Source organism: Heliomicrobium undosum (assembly GCF_009877425.1).
Lineage (GTDB): Bacteria > Bacillota > Desulfitobacteriia > Heliobacteriales > Heliobacteriaceae > Heliomicrobium > Heliomicrobium undosum.
Genome location: NZ_WXEY01000003.1, coordinates 288,203 through 305,415 on the forward strand (window position 1 = coordinate 288,203; position 17,213 = coordinate 305,415).

At 56.4% G+C, this 17,213-nt stretch carries 19 protein-coding genes; all 19 read left to right on the plus strand.

The genetic code is table 11. The annotated features are described in order from the left end of the window. Positions 1 to 80: 80 nt before the first annotated feature. Complete coding sequence (locus GTO91_RS05175; RefSeq protein WP_328793728.1) at positions 81 to 719, plus strand: ribonuclease HII; 639 nt, start codon at positions 81 to 83, stop codon at positions 717 to 719. Between the two features lie 3 nt (positions 720 to 722). After that, positions 723 to 2,411: a flagellar hook-length control protein FliK gene (gene fliK / locus GTO91_RS18585; protein ID WP_161255841.1), complete on the plus strand. Its 1,689-nt coding sequence runs from the start codon at positions 723 to 725 to the stop codon at positions 2,409 to 2,411. A gap of 14 nt (positions 2,412 to 2,425) precedes the next feature. Then, positions 2,426 to 2,725, plus strand: coding sequence for an EscU/YscU/HrcU family type III secretion system export apparatus switch protein (locus GTO91_RS05185; protein WP_161255844.1), 300 nt, complete (start codon positions 2,426 to 2,428; stop codon positions 2,723 to 2,725). A 282-nt stretch (positions 2,726 to 3,007) separates the two neighbouring features. Next, on the plus strand, positions 3,008 to 3,364 hold the full coding sequence (locus tag GTO91_RS05190; RefSeq protein ID WP_161255847.1) for an NADH-quinone oxidoreductase subunit A: 357 nt from the start codon (positions 3,008 to 3,010) through the stop codon (positions 3,362 to 3,364). Next, a complete protein-coding gene (locus GTO91_RS05195; RefSeq protein WP_161255850.1) occupies positions 3,355 to 3,882 on the plus strand; it encodes an NADH-quinone oxidoreductase subunit B in 528 nt (175 codons plus the stop codon). The genes GTO91_RS05190 and GTO91_RS05195 overlap by 10 nt, the downstream gene beginning before the upstream one ends. Next, positions 3,872 to 4,336 carry an NADH-quinone oxidoreductase subunit C gene (locus GTO91_RS05200; protein ID WP_235919128.1) on the plus strand — a complete coding sequence of 155 codons (465 nt, stop codon included), beginning with the start codon at positions 3,872 to 3,874 and terminating at the stop codon, positions 4,334 to 4,336. The genes GTO91_RS05195 and GTO91_RS05200 overlap by 11 nt, the downstream gene beginning before the upstream one ends. Before the next feature lie 14 nt (positions 4,337 to 4,350). Further along, positions 4,351 to 5,445, plus strand: a complete 1,095-nt coding sequence (locus tag GTO91_RS05205; RefSeq protein WP_161255853.1) for an NADH-quinone oxidoreductase subunit D — start codon at positions 4,351 to 4,353, stop codon at positions 5,443 to 5,445. A 21-nt stretch (positions 5,446 to 5,466) separates the two neighbouring features. Then, positions 5,467 to 6,543, plus strand: coding sequence for an NADH-quinone oxidoreductase subunit NuoH (nuoH, locus tag GTO91_RS05210; RefSeq protein ID WP_161255856.1), 1,077 nt, complete (start codon positions 5,467 to 5,469; stop codon positions 6,541 to 6,543). A gap of 3 nt (positions 6,544 to 6,546) precedes the next feature. After that, positions 6,547 to 6,990, plus strand: a complete 444-nt coding sequence (locus tag GTO91_RS05215; protein WP_161255859.1) for a NuoI/complex I 23 kDa subunit family protein — start codon at positions 6,547 to 6,549, stop codon at positions 6,988 to 6,990. A 7-nt stretch (positions 6,991 to 6,997) separates the two neighbouring features. Further along, a complete protein-coding gene (locus GTO91_RS05220; RefSeq protein ID WP_161255862.1) occupies positions 6,998 to 7,510 on the plus strand; it encodes an NADH-quinone oxidoreductase subunit J family protein in 513 nt (170 codons plus the stop codon). An 8-nt stretch (positions 7,511 to 7,518) separates the two neighbouring features. Then, a complete protein-coding gene (nuoK, locus tag GTO91_RS05225) occupies positions 7,519 to 7,842 on the plus strand; it encodes an NADH-quinone oxidoreductase subunit NuoK (protein WP_161255950.1) in 324 nt (107 codons plus the stop codon). Between the two features lie 49 nt (positions 7,843 to 7,891). Next, a complete protein-coding gene (gene nuoL / locus GTO91_RS05230; protein WP_161255865.1) occupies positions 7,892 to 9,808 on the plus strand; it encodes an NADH-quinone oxidoreductase subunit L in 1,917 nt (638 codons plus the stop codon). Continuing rightward, positions 9,809 to 11,326 carry a complex I subunit 4 family protein gene (locus tag GTO91_RS05235; protein ID WP_161255868.1) on the plus strand — a complete coding sequence of 506 codons (1,518 nt, stop codon included), beginning with the start codon at positions 9,809 to 9,811 and terminating at the stop codon, positions 11,324 to 11,326. A 1-nt stretch (position 11,327) separates the two neighbouring features. After that, positions 11,328 to 12,746 (plus strand): NADH-quinone oxidoreductase subunit N, encoded by a 1,419-nt coding sequence (locus GTO91_RS05240; RefSeq protein ID WP_161255871.1) that lies wholly within the window; start codon positions 11,328 to 11,330, stop codon positions 12,744 to 12,746. Between the two features lie 302 nt (positions 12,747 to 13,048). Beyond that, positions 13,049 to 13,174 carry an AgrD family cyclic lactone autoinducer peptide gene (locus GTO91_RS05245; RefSeq protein ID WP_328793729.1) on the plus strand — a complete coding sequence of 42 codons (126 nt, stop codon included), beginning with the start codon at positions 13,049 to 13,051 and terminating at the stop codon, positions 13,172 to 13,174. A gap of 180 nt (positions 13,175 to 13,354) precedes the next feature. Continuing rightward, positions 13,355 to 13,972 (plus strand): accessory gene regulator ArgB-like protein, encoded by a 618-nt coding sequence (locus tag GTO91_RS05250; protein WP_161255874.1) that lies wholly within the window; start codon positions 13,355 to 13,357, stop codon positions 13,970 to 13,972. Between the two features lie 15 nt (positions 13,973 to 13,987). Further along, positions 13,988 to 15,391 carry a sensor histidine kinase gene (locus tag GTO91_RS18590; RefSeq protein WP_161255877.1) on the plus strand — a complete coding sequence of 468 codons (1,404 nt, stop codon included), beginning with the start codon at positions 13,988 to 13,990 and terminating at the stop codon, positions 15,389 to 15,391. 23 nt (positions 15,392 to 15,414) lie between these two features. Beyond that, complete coding sequence (locus GTO91_RS05260) at positions 15,415 to 15,774, plus strand: YraN family protein (protein WP_161255879.1); 360 nt, start codon at positions 15,415 to 15,417, stop codon at positions 15,772 to 15,774. 166 nt (positions 15,775 to 15,940) lie between these two features. After that, a partial coding sequence (locus GTO91_RS17990; protein ID WP_235919130.1) for a YifB family Mg chelatase-like AAA ATPase occupies positions 15,941 to 17,213 on the plus strand: 1,273 nt, incomplete at its 3' end.

A 17,213-nucleotide genomic window follows, 5' to 3' on the forward strand; every position in this document is an offset into this window, starting at 1 on the left:
CCGGGGAACGGACCTATGGGCGGGATTCGCAGGGGTCTATGGTGCCTCTTTCCACCCGGTTTACAGAGCGGAGGATGATGGTGTCCAAGAGCAGTCTTTTATTGAAGGAATCATGGATAGAACGGGAATCGTTGCTGCGCGGCAAAGGGTTTCACGTGATTGCCGGTGTCGACGAGGCCGGTCGAGGGCCTTTGGCCGGTCCGGTGGCTGCCGCAGCGGTGATCCTTCCGCCCGGCTGTATGATTGAAGGGCTGAACGATTCCAAAAAACTGTCGCCCGCGCGTCGAGAGGCCTTGGCAGTGGAGATCAAGCGCCAGGCTGTGGCATGGGGTATCGGTATCGTATCGTCACGGGTGATCGACCGCATCGGCATCGTTCCGTCGACCTTTCGGGCAATGTCTTTGGCGATCGGTCGATTGGGTGGCAGGCCCGATTACCTGATTGTCGACGGGAATCAAAAAGTCCCTGGATATGAGGGGGCGCAAGAGGCGTTGATCGATGGAGACGCCTTGGCGGCGCCGGTGGCGGCCGCATCGATCCTCGCCAAGGTGGTTCGCGACGGTTTGATGGAGCGGTATGCCCGGTTTTTTCCCGGCTATGGATTTGAACAGCACAAGGGCTATGGCACGCAGGCGCATCGTTCGGCGATCCTGGAACAGGGAACCTGTTTGCTGCACCGGGCCACTTTCGTACACCTGCATCGACCAGAGGGGGGTTGACCTGTGGATATCGGCCAGGCCCTGGTACGGGCATTGCTTTCCGGCATGGGGCAGCGAAACACGCCCGAGGGGGTCAACTGGAAGGTCGGCGCCATTGTCAACGGGCTGGTGCTCGAGATGTTGCTCAAAGACACCTATGCCGTGAATGTGGAGGGGAAAAAGCTGACTCTCCAATCGCCTTACCCCTTGTCTCCCGGCGAGGCGATCCGGTTGGAGGTGCAGGGTCATGACGAGGGGCAGGTGAAGGCGCGGTTGTTGCCGACGGAAAGCCGCGACGCTACCGGAGACCGGGCGGCGAATCTGCTGAAGCAGGCCGGTGTGGACGATACGCCGCAGAATCGGATGATCCTGAAATCCCTCACGGCTTCCATGCTGGGGTTGACGCGGGAGAACTTCCAGCAGGTTGCTCGGGGAATGGCCTTGCTCGGCAATGGCGATGAACAGTCGGCCCAGACGGCCGCTTTTGCCCTTAAGTCGGGAATTCCTATGCGTGGGGAAACGTTGCGCCTGCTGCAATCGGCTTTTGCCGGTGAGCCGCTGCAAGGGTTGCAGGATTGGCTCAATGAAGCCAAGGGCGCGATCAAAGCCCAAGGGGGAAATGTCCCGGAAGGGCTGCTCCGGCTGGAGGCTGAACTTGCCAAGGCGCTGCCCGAATCGCAGGACCGGGCGGAGGCGCTCGCCCGGAAGTTGTCGCGCCTCATGGAGAGTCAAATGCCTGCCTCTAAGGGTGAACAGGGCGGACTGAGCCAGTCCCGTTCAACGCCCGGCAGCCGGTTAGACGCTACGGTTGCCTCCGGCGCGATGACCCAGGGTGGAGGCGCCGAAAGGACGGCTGTCGGGCAGGGGAATGGAGTTCGCCTGTTTCCCGCAGGCGCCCAGGGCGGCAATCTTTTTGTAGAAGCGGGCGCGCTGATTGATGCCGGAGAGACGGGGAGATCGGTAGGGGCGGCCGTTGAGCCGTCTGTCCGGGAGAATAAGGCGATAGACCAACCGGCAAAAGACAAAGCGACCACTGAGAAAGGGGTCGCTGAGAAACCACCCGCCGAAAAACCGGCCTTGGAGAAACAGGCGGCAGAACGGGCGAGCGGGGAGAAAGCCGCCCAGGGTTTGACGGAAGGAGCGGCCAAAGACAGGACAACGGCGCTGTCGCAGCAGATCGCTCGTGCTGTCCAGGAGGTGGAATCCTTTTTCACCGGCCGGGGAGCCGACGCTGCTGACCTGATTTCCCGGGGGTTGGCGATCGAGGAACGGCTGGCCGGTCACCAGGTGTTGCAGGGCCTAGACAAGGGGATTCAGGGGGCGAATGACTACCTGTCCTTTACGATCCCTTACCGGTTGGCCGGGGGGAAGGAGGGCAACGGTCAACTCCGTGTCTATAAGGACGGAAAAAACCGCACCCTTGATCCGGAAAACGTCCGGTTGGCGCTCGTCCTCGATACGGAACACCTCGGGTTTGTCACCATCGAGCTGGCGGTACGGCGCAAGGAGGTCCAGAGCAAGGTGACGGTGGTTGATCCTGTCGTCATGGAAGCCGGACAAGTTGCCTGGCCTGAACTGCAGCAGGCGCTGGCCGAACAGGGGTTTCACCTGGGCGGGGCGAACTGGCGCGTCGGCTCGCCAGCGGATCTGCGCCCGGCGCCGGCGGAGGCCCCGGCGAGCCGCGAACCGGGCCGTCTGAACATCCGCGTGTAGGAGGGGGGGCACTGATGGACGAATCAGGAAAAAAGCCTGTGACAGCAGAAGAAGCGGCGGTGGCCCTGCGTTTTGACCCTTCCGCCGATGCGGCGCCGAAGGTAATCGCCACCGGCAAGGGTCACCTCGCTCGCAAGATCCTTGAGATCGCCCGCGAGAAGGAGATCCCTGTTTACGAGGATCCGACGCTCATCCAACTTCTGTCCAAACTTGATCTGGGCGCGGAGGTTCCTCCCGAACTGTATCGGATGGTGGCGGAGGTCCTCGCTTTTGTCTACCGCCTCGACAAGGACATGGGCAAGGGACGTGACTGATTCCAGCGAGTCAGAAGGGAAGCCATCATCATCCTATGATCCAGCGAAAAGGAAAAATGCCTGCTCAGGGCCCGGTTTCCTCGATGTATACATGGACAGGACCGAGTTTTTGCTTTAATATGTACAGGGAACGTCAATGCTATGTTTAAGGCGCATTGATTTTGCCATTTTTTCTACTTTGGAAGGGATTTGTCCTAAAACGCAGAATATTATCGTTTTGGGACTCCGCTTCTCTGTTGACCAATTTATCCATAGAATTCCCGAAGGAAGGAGGGAACAAGATTGTTGAAAGAGTACTTGGGCATCAGTTTGTTCCTCGCCGCTGGTTTGATTATTCCCTTCCTCGCCTTTGCCGTGTCCCGGTTGCTGCAGACCCGTACAAACAGCCCCGTGAAGGGTGAGCCCTACGAGTGCGGCATGGAGACCATCGGGGACACCTGGATCCAGTTCAAGTCCAACTATTTTCTCTATGCGCTGGTCTTCGTGGCCTTTGACGTAGAGACCGTATTCCTCTATCCCTGGGCCGTCAAGTTCCAGCAACTGGGGACCTTTGCGATTGTGGAGATGTTTATCTTCATCACCATTCTCGTCGTCGGCTTCTGGTATGCCTGGAAGGAAGGAGCTTTGGAATGGAAATAGACAAGAACGTAGACACCCTCAGCGAGGGTCAGGTCGATGAACTGATCAAGAAAAACATCATCATGACCAGCCTGGAAGCCGTCTTCAACTGGGCGCGCGGCAATTCCCTCTGGCCTTTGTCCTCCGGTTTGGCCTGCTGCGCCATCGAGATGATGGCCACCGGCGCCAGCCGTTTCGACATGTCCCGTTTCGGCTATGAGGTCTTCCGTCCTTCTCCCCGGCAAGCCGACCTGATCATCATCGCCGGCACCCTAACCTGGAAGATGGCGCCGGCCATCCAACGGGTCTACGAACAGATGCCGGAGCCGAAGTGGATCATCGCCATGGGCTCCTGCGCCTGCACCGGCGGTCCTTTCGCCGACTCCTACGCCGTCGTTCCCGGCGTGGACAAGGTCATCCCTGTCGATGTCTATGTGCCGGGCTGCCCGCCGCGGCCCGAGGCCCTGCTCGACGGTTTCCTCAAATTGAAGGCGAAAATCCAAAACCCGACCAAAGTGGGGTTGAAGCATGGCAAATAATCTGTTGGATCAGTTTAGCCAGGACGAACTGGCGGCACGGCTGCAGGCAGAAGTGGAAGTCAGCGGAGAGGGAGTGAGCCGTGCCGTTGTTGTGCCCAAGGAACAACTGCTCGCGGTGATGGAAAAATTGCTCCGCGAACCGGACTTCGCCTTTGACATGCTTTCGGACCTGACGTCGGTCGACCGGAAGGATGCCGGCTTTGAAGTCGTCTACCAACTGTTTTCGCTCAAGCATCTCTGCGACCTGCGTGTGAAGACGCGGACCGCGGCGGAGGAGGCCCAGGTTCCGACTGTCACGGGTATCTGGCCCGGCGCCGACTGGATGGAGCGTGAGGTTTTTGACCTGATGGGGGTCACCTTCGCCGGTCACCCCAACATGACCCGGCTGTTGCTGCCGGATGAGTTCGAAGGACATCCCTTGCGGAAAGACTTCAAGCTCCAACCAAGAGCGTAGGGTGGTGAAATCCTTTGCAAACACAAACCTATGAACTGAACTTCGGGCCCCAGCACCCCTCGACCCACGGCGTGTTGCGGATCGTCCTGGAACTGGACGGCGAGGTCGTCGTCAAGGCAACGCCGGTCATCGGCTACCTCCATCGCGGGATCGAGAAGATCTGCGAGAACCGGACCTATATCCAGACGGTGCCCTTCACCGACCGGATGGACTACCTGGCCGGCATGGGCAACAACCTGGGCATCTCCCAGGCCGTGGAAAAGCTGATGGGTGTAGAGGTGCCCGAGCGGGCCGAGTACATCCGTGTGATCATGTGCGAATTGTCGCGGATCGCCTCCCACATGATCTGTTGCGGCAGTCTCGTCCAGGACCTCGGCGGCGTGACCGGGTTCGTCTTTTTTATCCGTGACCGGGAAGACATCCTGGAACTGTTCAACCGGGCTTGCGGCGCCCGCATGACCTTCAATTATATCCGCCCCGGCGGCGTCGCCCAGGACCTGCCTGACGGCTGGGTAGCGCAGTGCCGGAAATTCCTCGCCGATTTCAAGGGCATGATGGAGACCTACGACAAACTCGTCGTCGGCAACGAGATTTTTCAGATGCGGATGAAGGGTGTAGCGCCCCTCAGCGGCGAGAGGGCCATCGCCATGTCGGCCACCGGCGGGGTGCTGCGGGCCAGCGGCGTCGATTATGACGTCCGCAAGGCTGACCCCTATGGGATCTATGACCGCTTTGACTTCAAGGTTCCCCTGGGGACCAAAGGCGACAACTGGGACCGCTTCATGGTGCGGATGGAAGAGATGGAGCAGTCGGCGCGGATCATCGAGCAGGCGCTCGATCAGTTGCCCGAGGGTCCCATCATGGGCAAGATCCCTAAGGCGATCAAGCCGCCTGCCGGCGAGGTCTACCACCGGATCGAGAACGCCAAAGGCGAAATCGGCTTCTACGTCGTCAGCGACGGTTCCCTGAAACCTTATCGCTGGCATGCCCGCCGCGCCGCCATGATCAATCTCCAACTCATGGACGAACTCTGCCGCGGCTTCAAAATCGGTGACGTCGTCGCCATCCTGGGCACCCTGGATCCGGTGCTGGGTGAGGTAGACTGTTGATGCAAGGTGGGAGACGATGAGATGACTGACCAAAACATTTTTATGGCGATCAGCGCCTTCCTGCGGTCCTTTCTCGGCCCCTTGCTGGGAAACGACCTCACCGATATGGTCATGTACGGTGCGGGGCTGCTGGGCGTTATCATTTTTATCTTCACCAACGCCGTCATCCTGGTGTTGATGGAACGGAAAGTGGCCGCCTTCATGCAATCCCGTCTCGGCCCCAACCGGGTCGGGCCCTGGGGTCTCTTGCAGACGGTGGCGGACACGCTGAAGCTGCTCGTCAAGGAAGACTACAAGCCCCATAAGGTCGATACCTGGGTCTGGGCGTTGGGACCGGCATTGCTGTTCATCCCGGCCATCGGCGCTTACGCCGTCATCCCTTTCGACTATCAAGCGGTTCCTGTGGACCTCAACATCGGCATCTTCTACTTTATCGCCATATCGTCGCTGTCGACGCTGCCTTTTCTGATGGCCGGCTGGGGCTCCAACAACAAGTACTCCCTGATCGGCGGCATGCGCTCTGTGGCCCAGATGATCAGTTATGAGGTTCCCCTGATCTTCTCGCTCATCGGCGTGATCATGCTGGTCGGCTCCCTTCAGATGTCCGCCATCGTTGAGGCGCAGCATCGCATCTGGTTCGTCTTCCTTCAACCTGTCGCCTTCGTGATTTACGTGATCGCAGCGACAGCGGAGACCAACCGGACGCCCTTCGACCTTGTCGAATGCGAAGGGGAGATTATCGCCGGTCCCTTTACGGAATACTCGGGCATGCGCTGGGCCATGTTCTTCCTGGCCGAATACGCCAACCTCGTCGCCGTCTCTGCGATTGCCACAACCCTCTTCCTCGGGGGCTGGCAGCCGCTGCCGCTGCCCGGCGCGCTGGGCGACCTGATGGCCTTTATCCCGGGATGGGCTTGGTTCGCGGCGAAGACCTACTTCATGATCTTCCTCTTCATGTGGTTCCGCTGGACCTTCCCGCGCTTCCGGGTTGACCAACTGATGGCCTTCGGCTGGAAAGTCTTGATTCCCCTGTCGCTGGCGAACATCCTGGTCACCGGGGTGGGGATCTATCTCTACCGCATGGCGATAGGAGGGTAATTGATGCAAGGCAAAGGTTTGCTCACTGGGATGTGGGTCACCCTCAAGGAATTTTTCCGCAAAAAAGTGACCGAAGAGTACCCCGACGTGATGCCTGACCTGGGCGATCGTTTCCGGGGCGGCACGCTGAAGTTAAAGACGAGCAAGTGCATCTCCTGCGGGATTTGCCAGAACGCCTGCCCCAACGGCTCGATCAAACTGACGAGCGTCAGGGACGAAAACAACAAGCGCAAGTTAAGCACCTATGTGCATGATGCCGGGTTGTGCCTCTTTTGCAACCTCTGCATCGATGCCTGTCCCGTGAAGTGTATCGATTGGACAGGCGAGTTCGCCTTTTCAGGTTATTCCCGGGAAGACCTGGTCTTCGACTGCATCGACCTCGCTCAAAAGCGCGGCTATGATCCGGTTGAGGTAAAGGAACCCCCGGCAGACGGGGAAAAGGGGTGATGGGCCGATGGTAAATGAATGGATCTATGCTGGCGCCTTCTACGGCTTGGCCGCGCTGACCCTCCTGTCGGCCGCCGGGGTGGTTTTCCTCAAGGATATCGTCCACTCGGCCCTATTGCTGGCTGCGTCCTTCATCGGCGTCGCCGGTATCTATGTTCTTCTTAACGCCGACTTTTTGGCGGCTGTGCAGGTGCTCATTTACGGCGGCGCCGTGGCCATCCTGATCGCCTTCGGTGTCATGTTGACCCGCCGCCCGCACATGAAAGAAACGAACGCCAACAACCGCTGGGTTGTCTGGGGCGCTTTCACCGCAGCTTTCACTTTTGCTATCTGCGGCTGGGCGATCGCCTTCACCCAGTTTAAGCCCATCGATGCAACGCCGGCACAGGTGACGGCCATCGACGGGATCGCCACGCAACTGCTGGGCGACTTCGTTGTGCCCTTTGAGGCGGCGGCCCTCTTGCTGACTGTAGCCCTGATCGGCGCCATCATCCTTGCGAAGGGGGCGAAGGAAGCGTGACCAACCCAATGGCTTTAGTGGCTCCCGTCGGACTGACCCATTTCCTGTTACTCGGCACGGCGCTCTTCTGCCTCGGTCTCTACTGCGTCTTCATCAAACGCAACGCCATCGCTTTATTGATGGGTATCGAACTGATGCTGAACGCGGTAAACATCAACCTCATCGCCTTCAACAAGTTTATCGCCCCGGCCAGTTATACGGGGCAGGTCTTTTCCATCTTTGTCATCGTCGTGGCAGCGGCTGAGGTGGCCGTCGGGCTGGCCCTTGTGATCAGCATTTACCGGGATCGCGCCACCACCAGCGTGGATGACCTCGATTGGCTCAAATGGTAGGCCGAGTGCAACAGCGACAACGGGAAAGTAAGGTAGGTGTGGCAAAGGAATGGATTTTGCCCTGTTTAGTCTGAATAATGCCTGGCTGATTCCGCTGCTGCCCTTTGTGGCCTTTGTGCTGATCGCGTTTGCCTTCAAAAACATGGAGAAAACGGCATCCACGACGGCCATCCTCTTCTGCGGCGCTTCTTTTCTGCTTTCGCTGGGCGTCGTCGCGGGGATTTTGCAGCATCCGGAATTGATAGAACAACCCTTCATCAAAGAGGTGCGCTGGTTTTCCATGCCCGGTTTGAGCATCACCATGGGCCAGTACATCGACCCCATAGCGGCCATGATGCTCTTTGTCGTCACCCTCGTGGCGACGATGGTCATGATCTACTCGACCGGCTACATGCAGGGTGACCCCGGCTATACGCGCTTTTTCGCGTACCTGTCCCTCTTCGCCTGCTCCATGCTCGGTCTGGTCATCGCCACCAATCTCCTGCAGATGTTCATCTTCTGGGAGTTGGTCGGCCTCTGTTCATACCTGCTCATCGGGTATTACTACTTTAAGGATTCGGCGCGGGAAGCGGCCAAAAAGGCCTTTATGACGACGCGGATCGGCGACTTCGGTCTGCTTCTGGGAATCATGTTCCTGCAGATCAACTTCGGCACCCTCGAATTCACCGAACTGGCGGACAAGCTGCCGGCCTTTGCCCTTGCCCACCCGGCGCTGATCACGCTCATCGGCATCCTCGTCTTCATCGGTCCCATCGGTAAATCGGGCCAGTTTCCGCTCCACGTCTGGCTCCCGGACGCCATGGAAGGCCCCTCTCCTGTGTCGGCGCTGATTCACGCCGCCACGATGGTCGTCGCCGGCGTCTACCTGGTGGCCCGCGCCTTCACGCTCTTCCATGTGGCGCCTGAAGCGCAGCACTTCGTGGCCTATATTGGCGGTTTCACAGCCTTCTTCGCCGCCTCTATCGCGCTGACCCAGCGGGAGATGAAGCGGATCCTGGCCTACTCGACAGTCTCCCAGTTAGGCTACATGATGATGGCCCTCGGTGTGGGCAGTCTGACGGCCTCCATGTTCCACCTGATGACCCATGCCTTCTTCAAGGCCCTCATGTTCCTTGCTGCCGGTTCGGCGCTGCACGCCCTGCACGGCACGGCGGACATCTTCGAGATGGGCGGCCTGCGTAAGAAGATGCCTTGGACGGCGGCCTTTATGGTCATCGGCACCCTGGCCATCGCCGGCATCCCGCCCTTCGCTGGTTTCTGGTCGAAGGACGAAATCCTGCTAATGACCAAGTTGCACGGCTTCACCGACCTTTATATTTTGGCCTCGCTGACGGCCTTTATGACCGCCTTCTACATGTCGCGGATGGTCTTCGTCGCCTTCTTCGGCAAAGAGAACCCTCACAACCATCCCCACGAGTCGCCCTGGAACATGATCCTGCCCATGGGTGTCCTGGCTGCCCTGGCGGTTGTGGGCGGCCTCGTCGGAACGCCCTGGACGGAGCATGGCTTCGGCTACTGGGTGCGATACGGCGAGTACCACCATCCCCATGCCGACTGGTCGGTCATGGGTGGCTCCGTCATCCTGGCTGTGGCCGGCATCGGTCTCGCCTGGGCCATCTACGGCGCCAAACTGATTGACAATGAGAAGCTGGCTAGCCGCGCCGGCATCCTCTACACCCTGTCCTACCGCAAATTCTTCATTGACGAAATCTATCAAGCGATCAACAAGACCCTTGTGGCAGGCACGGCCCGCTTCCTCTACTGGATTGACATCCACATCGTCGATGGCTTCATTGACGGCCTTGCCGACGGCACAGGCTGGGCGGGTCGTGTGCTGCGCCGCGTCCAGACCGGTCAGTTGCAGCATTACGCCATGATCTTCTTCTTCACCGTTGTCCTGGTGGCAGTCATTATGGGCCTGATGGGGAACAACTCCGCCATGGCCTTGATCGGAGGTGGAAAGTAAATGGGCTTCCCTTTGCTGACCATCACGCTGTTGGCGCCGATCATCGGAGCCCTGGTGCTGGTGTTTGTTCCGCAGGATGAGCATAAGTCGATCAAGTGGATCTCCGCCTTTTCCATGGCTGTGTCATTGATCCTCACCCTGTACGCCTATTTCGCCTATGATTTCGCCCTCGGGGGTATGCAGTTTACCGAAGATGTGGTCTGGGTCAGGGAACTGGGCGTCACCTACGCTATGGGCGTCGACGGCCTCTCGCTGCCCATGCTGTTGCTGACCAACCTGATCGGCTTTAGCGCCATCTTCGCCTCCTGGAACCAAGAAAAACGACCGAAGGTCTTCTTCGTCCTCTTGCTCCTGCTCATCGCCGGGGTTATGGGCACCTTCATCAGCCGCGACCTCTTCATCTTCTTCCTTTTCTATGAAGTGGTGGTCATCCCCATCTACATCATGGTGATCATCTGGGGTTCCAGCAAAAGGGTCACCAAGGAGTACGCCGGCATGAAGCTGACCATCTACCTGCTTATCGGATCAGCCTTCCTGCTCATTGGGGTTATCGCCATCTACCTGAACGCCTTCCCGGCCGGCCAGCGAACCTTCCTCATGGAAAAACTGGCGACGGCGAATTTCAGCGACTCTTTCCAGATCTACGCCTTCTTCCTGCTGGCCGTTGGTTTTGGCTCGCTGCTCTCCATGTTCCCCTTCCACTCCTGGTCGCCTGACGGCTACGCCGGCGCGCCGACAGCCGTCTCCATGATCCACGCCGGCGTCTTGAAAAAGATCGGCGGCTACGGCCTCATCCGTCTCGGTCTGTTGACCTTGCCGGTGGGGGCCAAGTTCTGGGCGCCTGTCATCGCCTTCTTGGCCGTGGCCAACGTGGCCTATGCGGCCATGATCGCCCTGGCTCAGAAGGATCTCAAGTATGTTGTCGGTTATTCCTCCGTCAGTCACATGGGCTATGTGCTGATCGGCCTAGCGGCCTTGAATGTCATCGGCATCAACGGCGCCGTGGCCAACATGTTCGCCCACGGTGTCATGTCGGCCCTCTTCTTCGCCATGATCGGGCAACTCTATGAAAAAACCCATACCCGCTGGATTCCCGATATGGGCGGTCTGGCCCACCAGATGCCCCGGGTGGCCATCGGCTTCATGATGGCGGGCATGGCCTCGCTCGGCCTGCCGGGCCTGATTTCCTTCATCCCCGAGTTCACCATCTTCGTCGGCTCCTTCTCGGTTTTCAAGGTTCTGGCCATCATCGCCATCTCTGGGATCATCATCACCGCCCTCTACACATTGCGGATGATCGCCGATGTGCTCTTCGGACCGCGACGTTCCGAATTTGACCACCTACAAGACGCCAAGGGCGCCGAACTGGTGCCATTGCTCGTCCTGGGCTCCGTCCTGGTCCTGGGCGGCATCTTCCCGCACTTGCTGATGGATATGGTCAATTCCGGCGTCGAGCCTCTGGTGGCGGCCTTCCTGGCCAAAGTGGGCGCCGCCCCCATGATCGGAGGTGGCTTCTAAGATGAATTTCAGCCTGCTCACCACGGAAATGCTGACTGCCTTGCTGGCCATCGGCTTGCTGGCAATGGGCCTGCTCAACCGAAAAAAGGACAGCCACCGGGGCGTCGCCTATGCGACCGTCTTTGGCCTCTTAGGCATTCTCGTGGTCACCTTCTCCCAGTACGGCATTAACGCCAGCACCTTCCACCAACTGTGGATCCTGGACGATTACTCCGTCTTCATGAAGGAGCTTTTCCTCGTCGCCGCCATCCTCGTCAGCCTGTCAGCCATCGACTATGTGGACGGACTGCCCCGGTTTAAGACCGAGTTCTACGCCATGCTCGTCTTCGCTACCCTGGGCATGATGGTCATGGCTTCGGCCAACGACCTGGTCACCCTCTATGTGGGCATGGAACTGATGACGATCACCTTCTTCATCCTTGTCGCCTACGTCTTCGGCGATGGGCGCTCCTCGGAAGCGGGCGTCAAGTACCTCCTCCTGGGCGGCGCCTCCTCGGCGGTGTTGCTCTATGGGATGAGCCTCCTCTATGGCTTGACAGGCACCACGGTCATTCCTGACCTGCTGGCGCGTCTCACCTGGAGCCCGGCCTTGGTCATCGCCGTCGTCACCATCATTGCCGGTTTCGGCTTTAAGATCTCCGCCGTCCCCTTTCACATGTGGTCGCCTGACATCTACGAAGGCGCCCCGACTCCGGTCACCGGCTTCCTGGCGGTTGCCTCCAAAGCGGCCGGTTTCGCCGTCCTGGTTCGCCTCTTCCTGGAAGGCCTGCCCCTGCAGGGCGGCGCCGACTGGCTGACGGTCATCTCGGTCCTGGCCGGCGTCACCATGGTCATCGGCAACGTTGTCGCCATCCCCCAGACCAACATCAAGCGCATGCTGGCCTATTCCTCTGTCGCCCAGGCCGGCTACCTGCTGGTCGGTCTCATGTCGACAGACGCCCCCGGCGTCAAGGGCATCCTCTTCTACGCCATGCTTTATGTGGTTGCCAACATGGGCGCCTTCGCTGTCGCCACCGTGGTCGGTAGGGCCATCGGCTCTGATGAGATTCCCGATTACGCCGGATTGTCCCAGCGCCAGCCTCTCCTGGCATCGGTGATGACGATCAGCCTGCTCTCGCTGGCCGGTATCCCGCCTCTCGCTGGTTTTGTCGGCAAGCTGTACCTTTTCGCCGCCATTATGGACAAGGGCGTGCTCTGGCCGGCCTTCGTCGGCTTCGTCATGTCCATGGTCTCTGTCTACTACTACCTGAATGTGGCCCTCTACATGTGGCGCGATGAGCCGAAGGACGACCGGCCCATCCCCGTCTCCGGCCCCATGAAGTTGACGGTCCTCTTCTCCATGGTCGTTACCATCATCCTGGGCATCTACCCAGGTCCGCTGGCAGAGGTGGCGACGGTGGCTGCGAAATCACTTTTCTAAGGTATTGAATCGCTTAAGATGGTAATGAAAAAGGGGATGCAGGTTCTATATAAGACTTTGCATCCCCTTTTACTTATTTAGTTATAATTTGTAAGTAAGCTTTGCTAAAAAAATAAGTAAAATGGATAGGAGGATTTTTCAAGTTTTTGAAGAAATATGAGTAGACAAAGATGTATCAAAAAATGCGTTAGGTCAATTTAAACCCTGTGAATATGTTAATAATATCAATTGACCCGTTGTTAAGCTTCAATAGCACCCTGAAGCTTTAGGAAACAAATTAAATTAAAAAGGAGGTGATAAATGTGAAGAAGGCTGGCCTGATCGGTGTCGTCGCTGCTTTGCTGACGTTGTTGGCTAACCTCGGCGTAGCTTCCGCTTGCGGTTTAACCGGATATCAACCGGAAGTGCCGACTGCGTTGAAAAAATAAACAACTAGGATCAAGGATGTTTTTTCAGGGTGCTTTATTTTTTTATTAAACCCTTGTTGCGCTAGCTGATAAAGATGGAAGGGGGATGTAAGGTTATATCATCACTTACATCTTTTTTTATGTAATTATAACTATTTAACATGCGAATAAGAAGAGTATACAAACGGGTGGGATCGATTCGTGGACGCATTTTATCGGCGATGGGCGCTTAGGATCGCTGAATTAAATGGTGACGCTGACGGGCAGTGGGAAATTTATCTTTATGCGCTCCGGTTTTGGGTGAGCACCGTTATTACTTTCATCCTATTATTAACGGTTGGGTGGGTTTTTGATTGTATATCCTTGATTATCGCCGCTACCTGCGGGATCAGCCTTTTTCGAGCATTTGCCGGCGGCGCTCATCAGCATAAAGCAGAAGTTTGTTCAATCATGACAATGCTTATCATGTCCGTGATTACCATCCTCTCCCTATTGACCGTCTCGACTGTGACGGTCACTGCAATATTTGTTATCACCGTGGCCTTTGCTTATTGGTCTGTCTACCGGTTTGCGCCGGCAGATACTCCGAATAAGCCAATCGTAGGGGAGGAAAGGGCGTATTTTCGTCGACTATCCTTTATTGTTCTCACTGTGTTGGTTGTTGGTTTTGGCTGTTTATTTGTCTTGGGGTTTACGCGTGTCGTTCTAGCTGGAACGCTGGGTATGCTCTGGCAAGCTTTTTCCATGACACCCCACGGTTATGCCTTAGCGCATGCGGTCGACGGTGCAGTTGCGAATGTCTTGACGGCGTCGAAATAATAGGAGGTTCGAACCGTGGCCGAACTAAAGGTGCTTTATTTATATATGATTTTCGAACCGGGCATTATGTTCTTTTTGGGAATTACCCTGCTAGGAATGACGGCGTCGCGGTCTAGGTTGATCCTGTATTCCTTTATCACCGGTTGTCTCGTTTGGGTGGAGAGGAGCTTCTTATTCCAAGATTATTTCATGTTCCATTTGATTATCTCCATCTTGATATCGGTTATCGTCGCCCGACTGGTTATCCAACTGCCGGTTCTTTCGGTAATATCATCAGTGTTGCTCGGTTACACTTTTTTAATCATCGCTGAACTCTTGGTTTCTTCTCTGCTAAAATTTTTTAATATAGATTATATTATCTCATTATATCAATCGTGGTATCATGTGGCGTATGGATGGTTCATCATGTTCTCGCTAGTAGGAATAACCCTCTTGATTCATTATGCCAAACGTTGGAATGATCAGTATATTAACCTAAAAGTAAAACAAAGCAGCCTTGATCTGGATCAAATGATGGATAAAAATGTTTTAATATCGATCGTTCTTTTTTCATTAATGGTTCTTATTCAGGCGTGTTTTTATACTTATAGTGTAAATTTGGCGAATGATTTTAATAGTAGTGAAGTGCTTTCTGCTCGTTTTCAACAGTTTTATAGTGGACTGAGCCTGGTTTTGTTATCGGCAGTGCTTTTATATGTAAAGAACATCCAATCAATTTCGAATATAAACCGTGAAGGCCTTGCGTTAAAAAAGGATCTGGAGAGTTCCCGTATGCTCGTTAAGCAGTATCGGACAAACCAGCATGAATTTCTCAATCACCTTCAAGTCATATTCGGTTTCATTCAGATCAACCGCCCAGAAAAAGCGCTGGAGTATATCAAAGAGTATGACGTGCGATACCGTCAAGGGATTAAATTGGAAAAAATCGCCCGGCCCGAAATCGGCGCGATCATCATAAGCAAGATGAGTTCCGCCATGGGAGAAGGAACGAGGTTTTCGACGATCATTCGAGACGACCTGAACCACCTGCCGCTCACTGTATCAGAAGCCGTGTCATTATTGGGGAATTTGATGCAGAACGCACTAGAGGCAGTCCAGCGGTTGGAGGAACAAGAACGTCGAATCGAGATCGAGTTTGACCGGATCTGCGACGAAATCATTGTCCGTGTAGCCAACAGCGGTCCCTCCATCCCACCTGATATTATCCCCAAACTGTTTGAGTATGGTTTTTCCACGAAAGGGGAATCGGGTTGCGGCATCGGTTTAGCGCTCATCAAGTCTATTGTGGAGCGCTACAACGGCAAGATCGATGTGGAAAGCAATGACATGCGTACGACCTTTACTGTTTTCTTACCTATCTCCGGCAGTGCAGCTTCAACACCGATGGAAACACCCGTTCATTCGATGATCACTCGTTAACGGAAGCCAGATGGGGTGAGGAAATGAACCGCGTTCTCCTGGGGCGATGGGGGGAGGAAAGGGCGCTGCAGCACCTGCTTGGGCTGGGTTGGTTCTTGATCTGTCAGAATTATCGGACGCCCCGAGGCGAGATCGACTTGATCCTCCGTGAATCGAACTGGATCGTCTTTGTCGAGGTTCGAACCCGGTCATCGGAGCGCTTCGGGAGAGGCGAGGAGACGATCGATTATCGCAAGCGCCGGAGACTGATGGCTACGGCAGGCCATTTTTTGGGCGCTTATCAGGGGCCTCCAGGAGATCCCCGGTTTGATCTGATCAGCATCCTTCGCCTGGATAGTGGGGAAGACCAGTTACTGCACATCCGAGGGATGTTTACACCGTGAGATATGTGCATGTCGTCGCCCGTAAACGAGAAACAGTGCGGTTTTTCTTTTTCGAAAACAACACCTTTACAGAACCATGAAAGTAAATAAAAGGAAATTAAAATTTTGTGTCGAAAACCTCCTATATGTACTGCTTGAACAGAAAAAAGCGTTTGGAGGTTTTGCCTTGCTAGCCCGCGTCCATAGCGTAGTATTAGAAGGACTAAACGCGCAGCCGATCGAGGTGGAGGTCGATGTGGCCAATGGTCTTCCGGCCTTCGACCTTGTCGGCTTGCCTGCCACAGCTGTGCGGGAGGCTCGGGAGAGGGTCCGATCGGCCTTGCGCAATAGCGGCTTCGAGTTTCCTTTGCGACGGATCACTGTCAACCTAGCGCCTGCTGATGTGCGTAAGGATGGTTCGGGACTGGATGTACCCATTGCCATTGGGATTCTGGCGGCGACTGGTCAAATCGACGCGAGTCGTCTCCGGGACTGGTTTCTCGTTGGAGAACTGGCGCTCGATGGGGCCATTCGACCCGTAAGCGGCGTACTGGCCATGGCATGCGGACTGGCTCGAACATGGCAGAAGAGAACGGAAAGTAAAATCGAAGGCAGGTCGGAACTCAACCTGGAAACTAACCAGGAGTCTATGGAACCCGAGTCAGAGCCGATAGTGGAAAGGAGGCAGGTGCAGAGTCCTGTTCCTATCGAGGGAGATATACTTATAGGAAGCTTCCATGAAACAACGGTGCGCGGCGGCGCTTCGTTGATGAAGTTGCTTGTGCCTGAAGCCAATCTTGCTGAGGCTTCAAGGGTCAACGGTATCGAGGCCTTTGGTTCCACCATATTAAAAACTGCCGTTGAATGCCTGACAGGCCGATCACCTACCTGTTTTACCGTCCCTTATCGGAAAAAACAGATGAGAAAGGATGTCTTTTCGCAGGCATCAGCCAACGCTGTGGGCCTGTTATCTTCGGGCATTCCCGACTTGGCCTCTGTTCGCGGCCAACCTGTCGCCAAACGAGCACTGGAGATCGCCGCTGCCGGCGGGCACAATCTGGTCCTCATCGGACCGCCCGGAACGGGGAAAACAATGTTAGCCCGTTGCCTGCCAGGGATTCTTCCGCCGATGACGGACGAGGAAGCCATGGAAACGACGATGATTTACTCCGTCGCCGGCGCATTGCCGGAAGGCATCGGATGGATGGACAGGCGGCCTTTTCGGACCCCACACCACTATACGACCCTGGCAGCTCTTGTCGGCGGAGGGCGACCGCCCCGGCCCGGCGAGATCAGCCTGGCCCACAACGGTGTTCTGTTTATGGACGAGTGGCCTGAATTTTCACGGGAGGCACTGGAGGCGCTGCGGCAGCCATTGGAAGATGGGCAGGTCACTATCGCCCGACAAGGCGGCGCCGTCACTTTCCCCGCCCGCGTCATGTTGCTGACAGCCATGAATC

Coding starts and splice junctions, on each gene's coding strand:
- GTO91_RS05185 (WP_161255844.1), top strand. CDS start 2,426: ATGGACGAATCAGGAAAAAAGCCTGTGACAGCAGAAGAAGCGGCGGTG.
- GTO91_RS05195 (WP_161255850.1), top strand. CDS start 3,355: ATGGAAATAGACAAGAACGTAGACACCCTCAGCGAGGGTCAGGTCGAT.
- GTO91_RS05200 (WP_235919128.1), top strand. CDS start 3,872: ATGGCAAATAATCTGTTGGATCAGTTTAGCCAGGACGAACTGGCGGCA.
- nuoH (WP_161255856.1), top strand. CDS start 5,467: ATGACTGACCAAAACATTTTTATGGCGATCAGCGCCTTCCTGCGGTCC.
- GTO91_RS05215 (WP_161255859.1), top strand. CDS start 6,547: ATGCAAGGCAAAGGTTTGCTCACTGGGATGTGGGTCACCCTCAAGGAA.
- GTO91_RS05220 (WP_161255862.1), top strand. CDS start 6,998: ATGGTAAATGAATGGATCTATGCTGGCGCCTTCTACGGCTTGGCCGCG.
- nuoK (WP_161255950.1), top strand. CDS start 7,519: ATGGCTTTAGTGGCTCCCGTCGGACTGACCCATTTCCTGTTACTCGGC.
- nuoL (WP_161255865.1), top strand. CDS start 7,892: ATGGATTTTGCCCTGTTTAGTCTGAATAATGCCTGGCTGATTCCGCTG.
- GTO91_RS05235 (WP_161255868.1), top strand. CDS start 9,809: ATGGGCTTCCCTTTGCTGACCATCACGCTGTTGGCGCCGATCATCGGA.
- GTO91_RS05240 (WP_161255871.1), top strand. CDS start 11,328: ATGAATTTCAGCCTGCTCACCACGGAAATGCTGACTGCCTTGCTGGCC.
- GTO91_RS05260 (WP_161255879.1), top strand. CDS start 15,415: ATGAACCGCGTTCTCCTGGGGCGATGGGGGGAGGAAAGGGCGCTGCAG.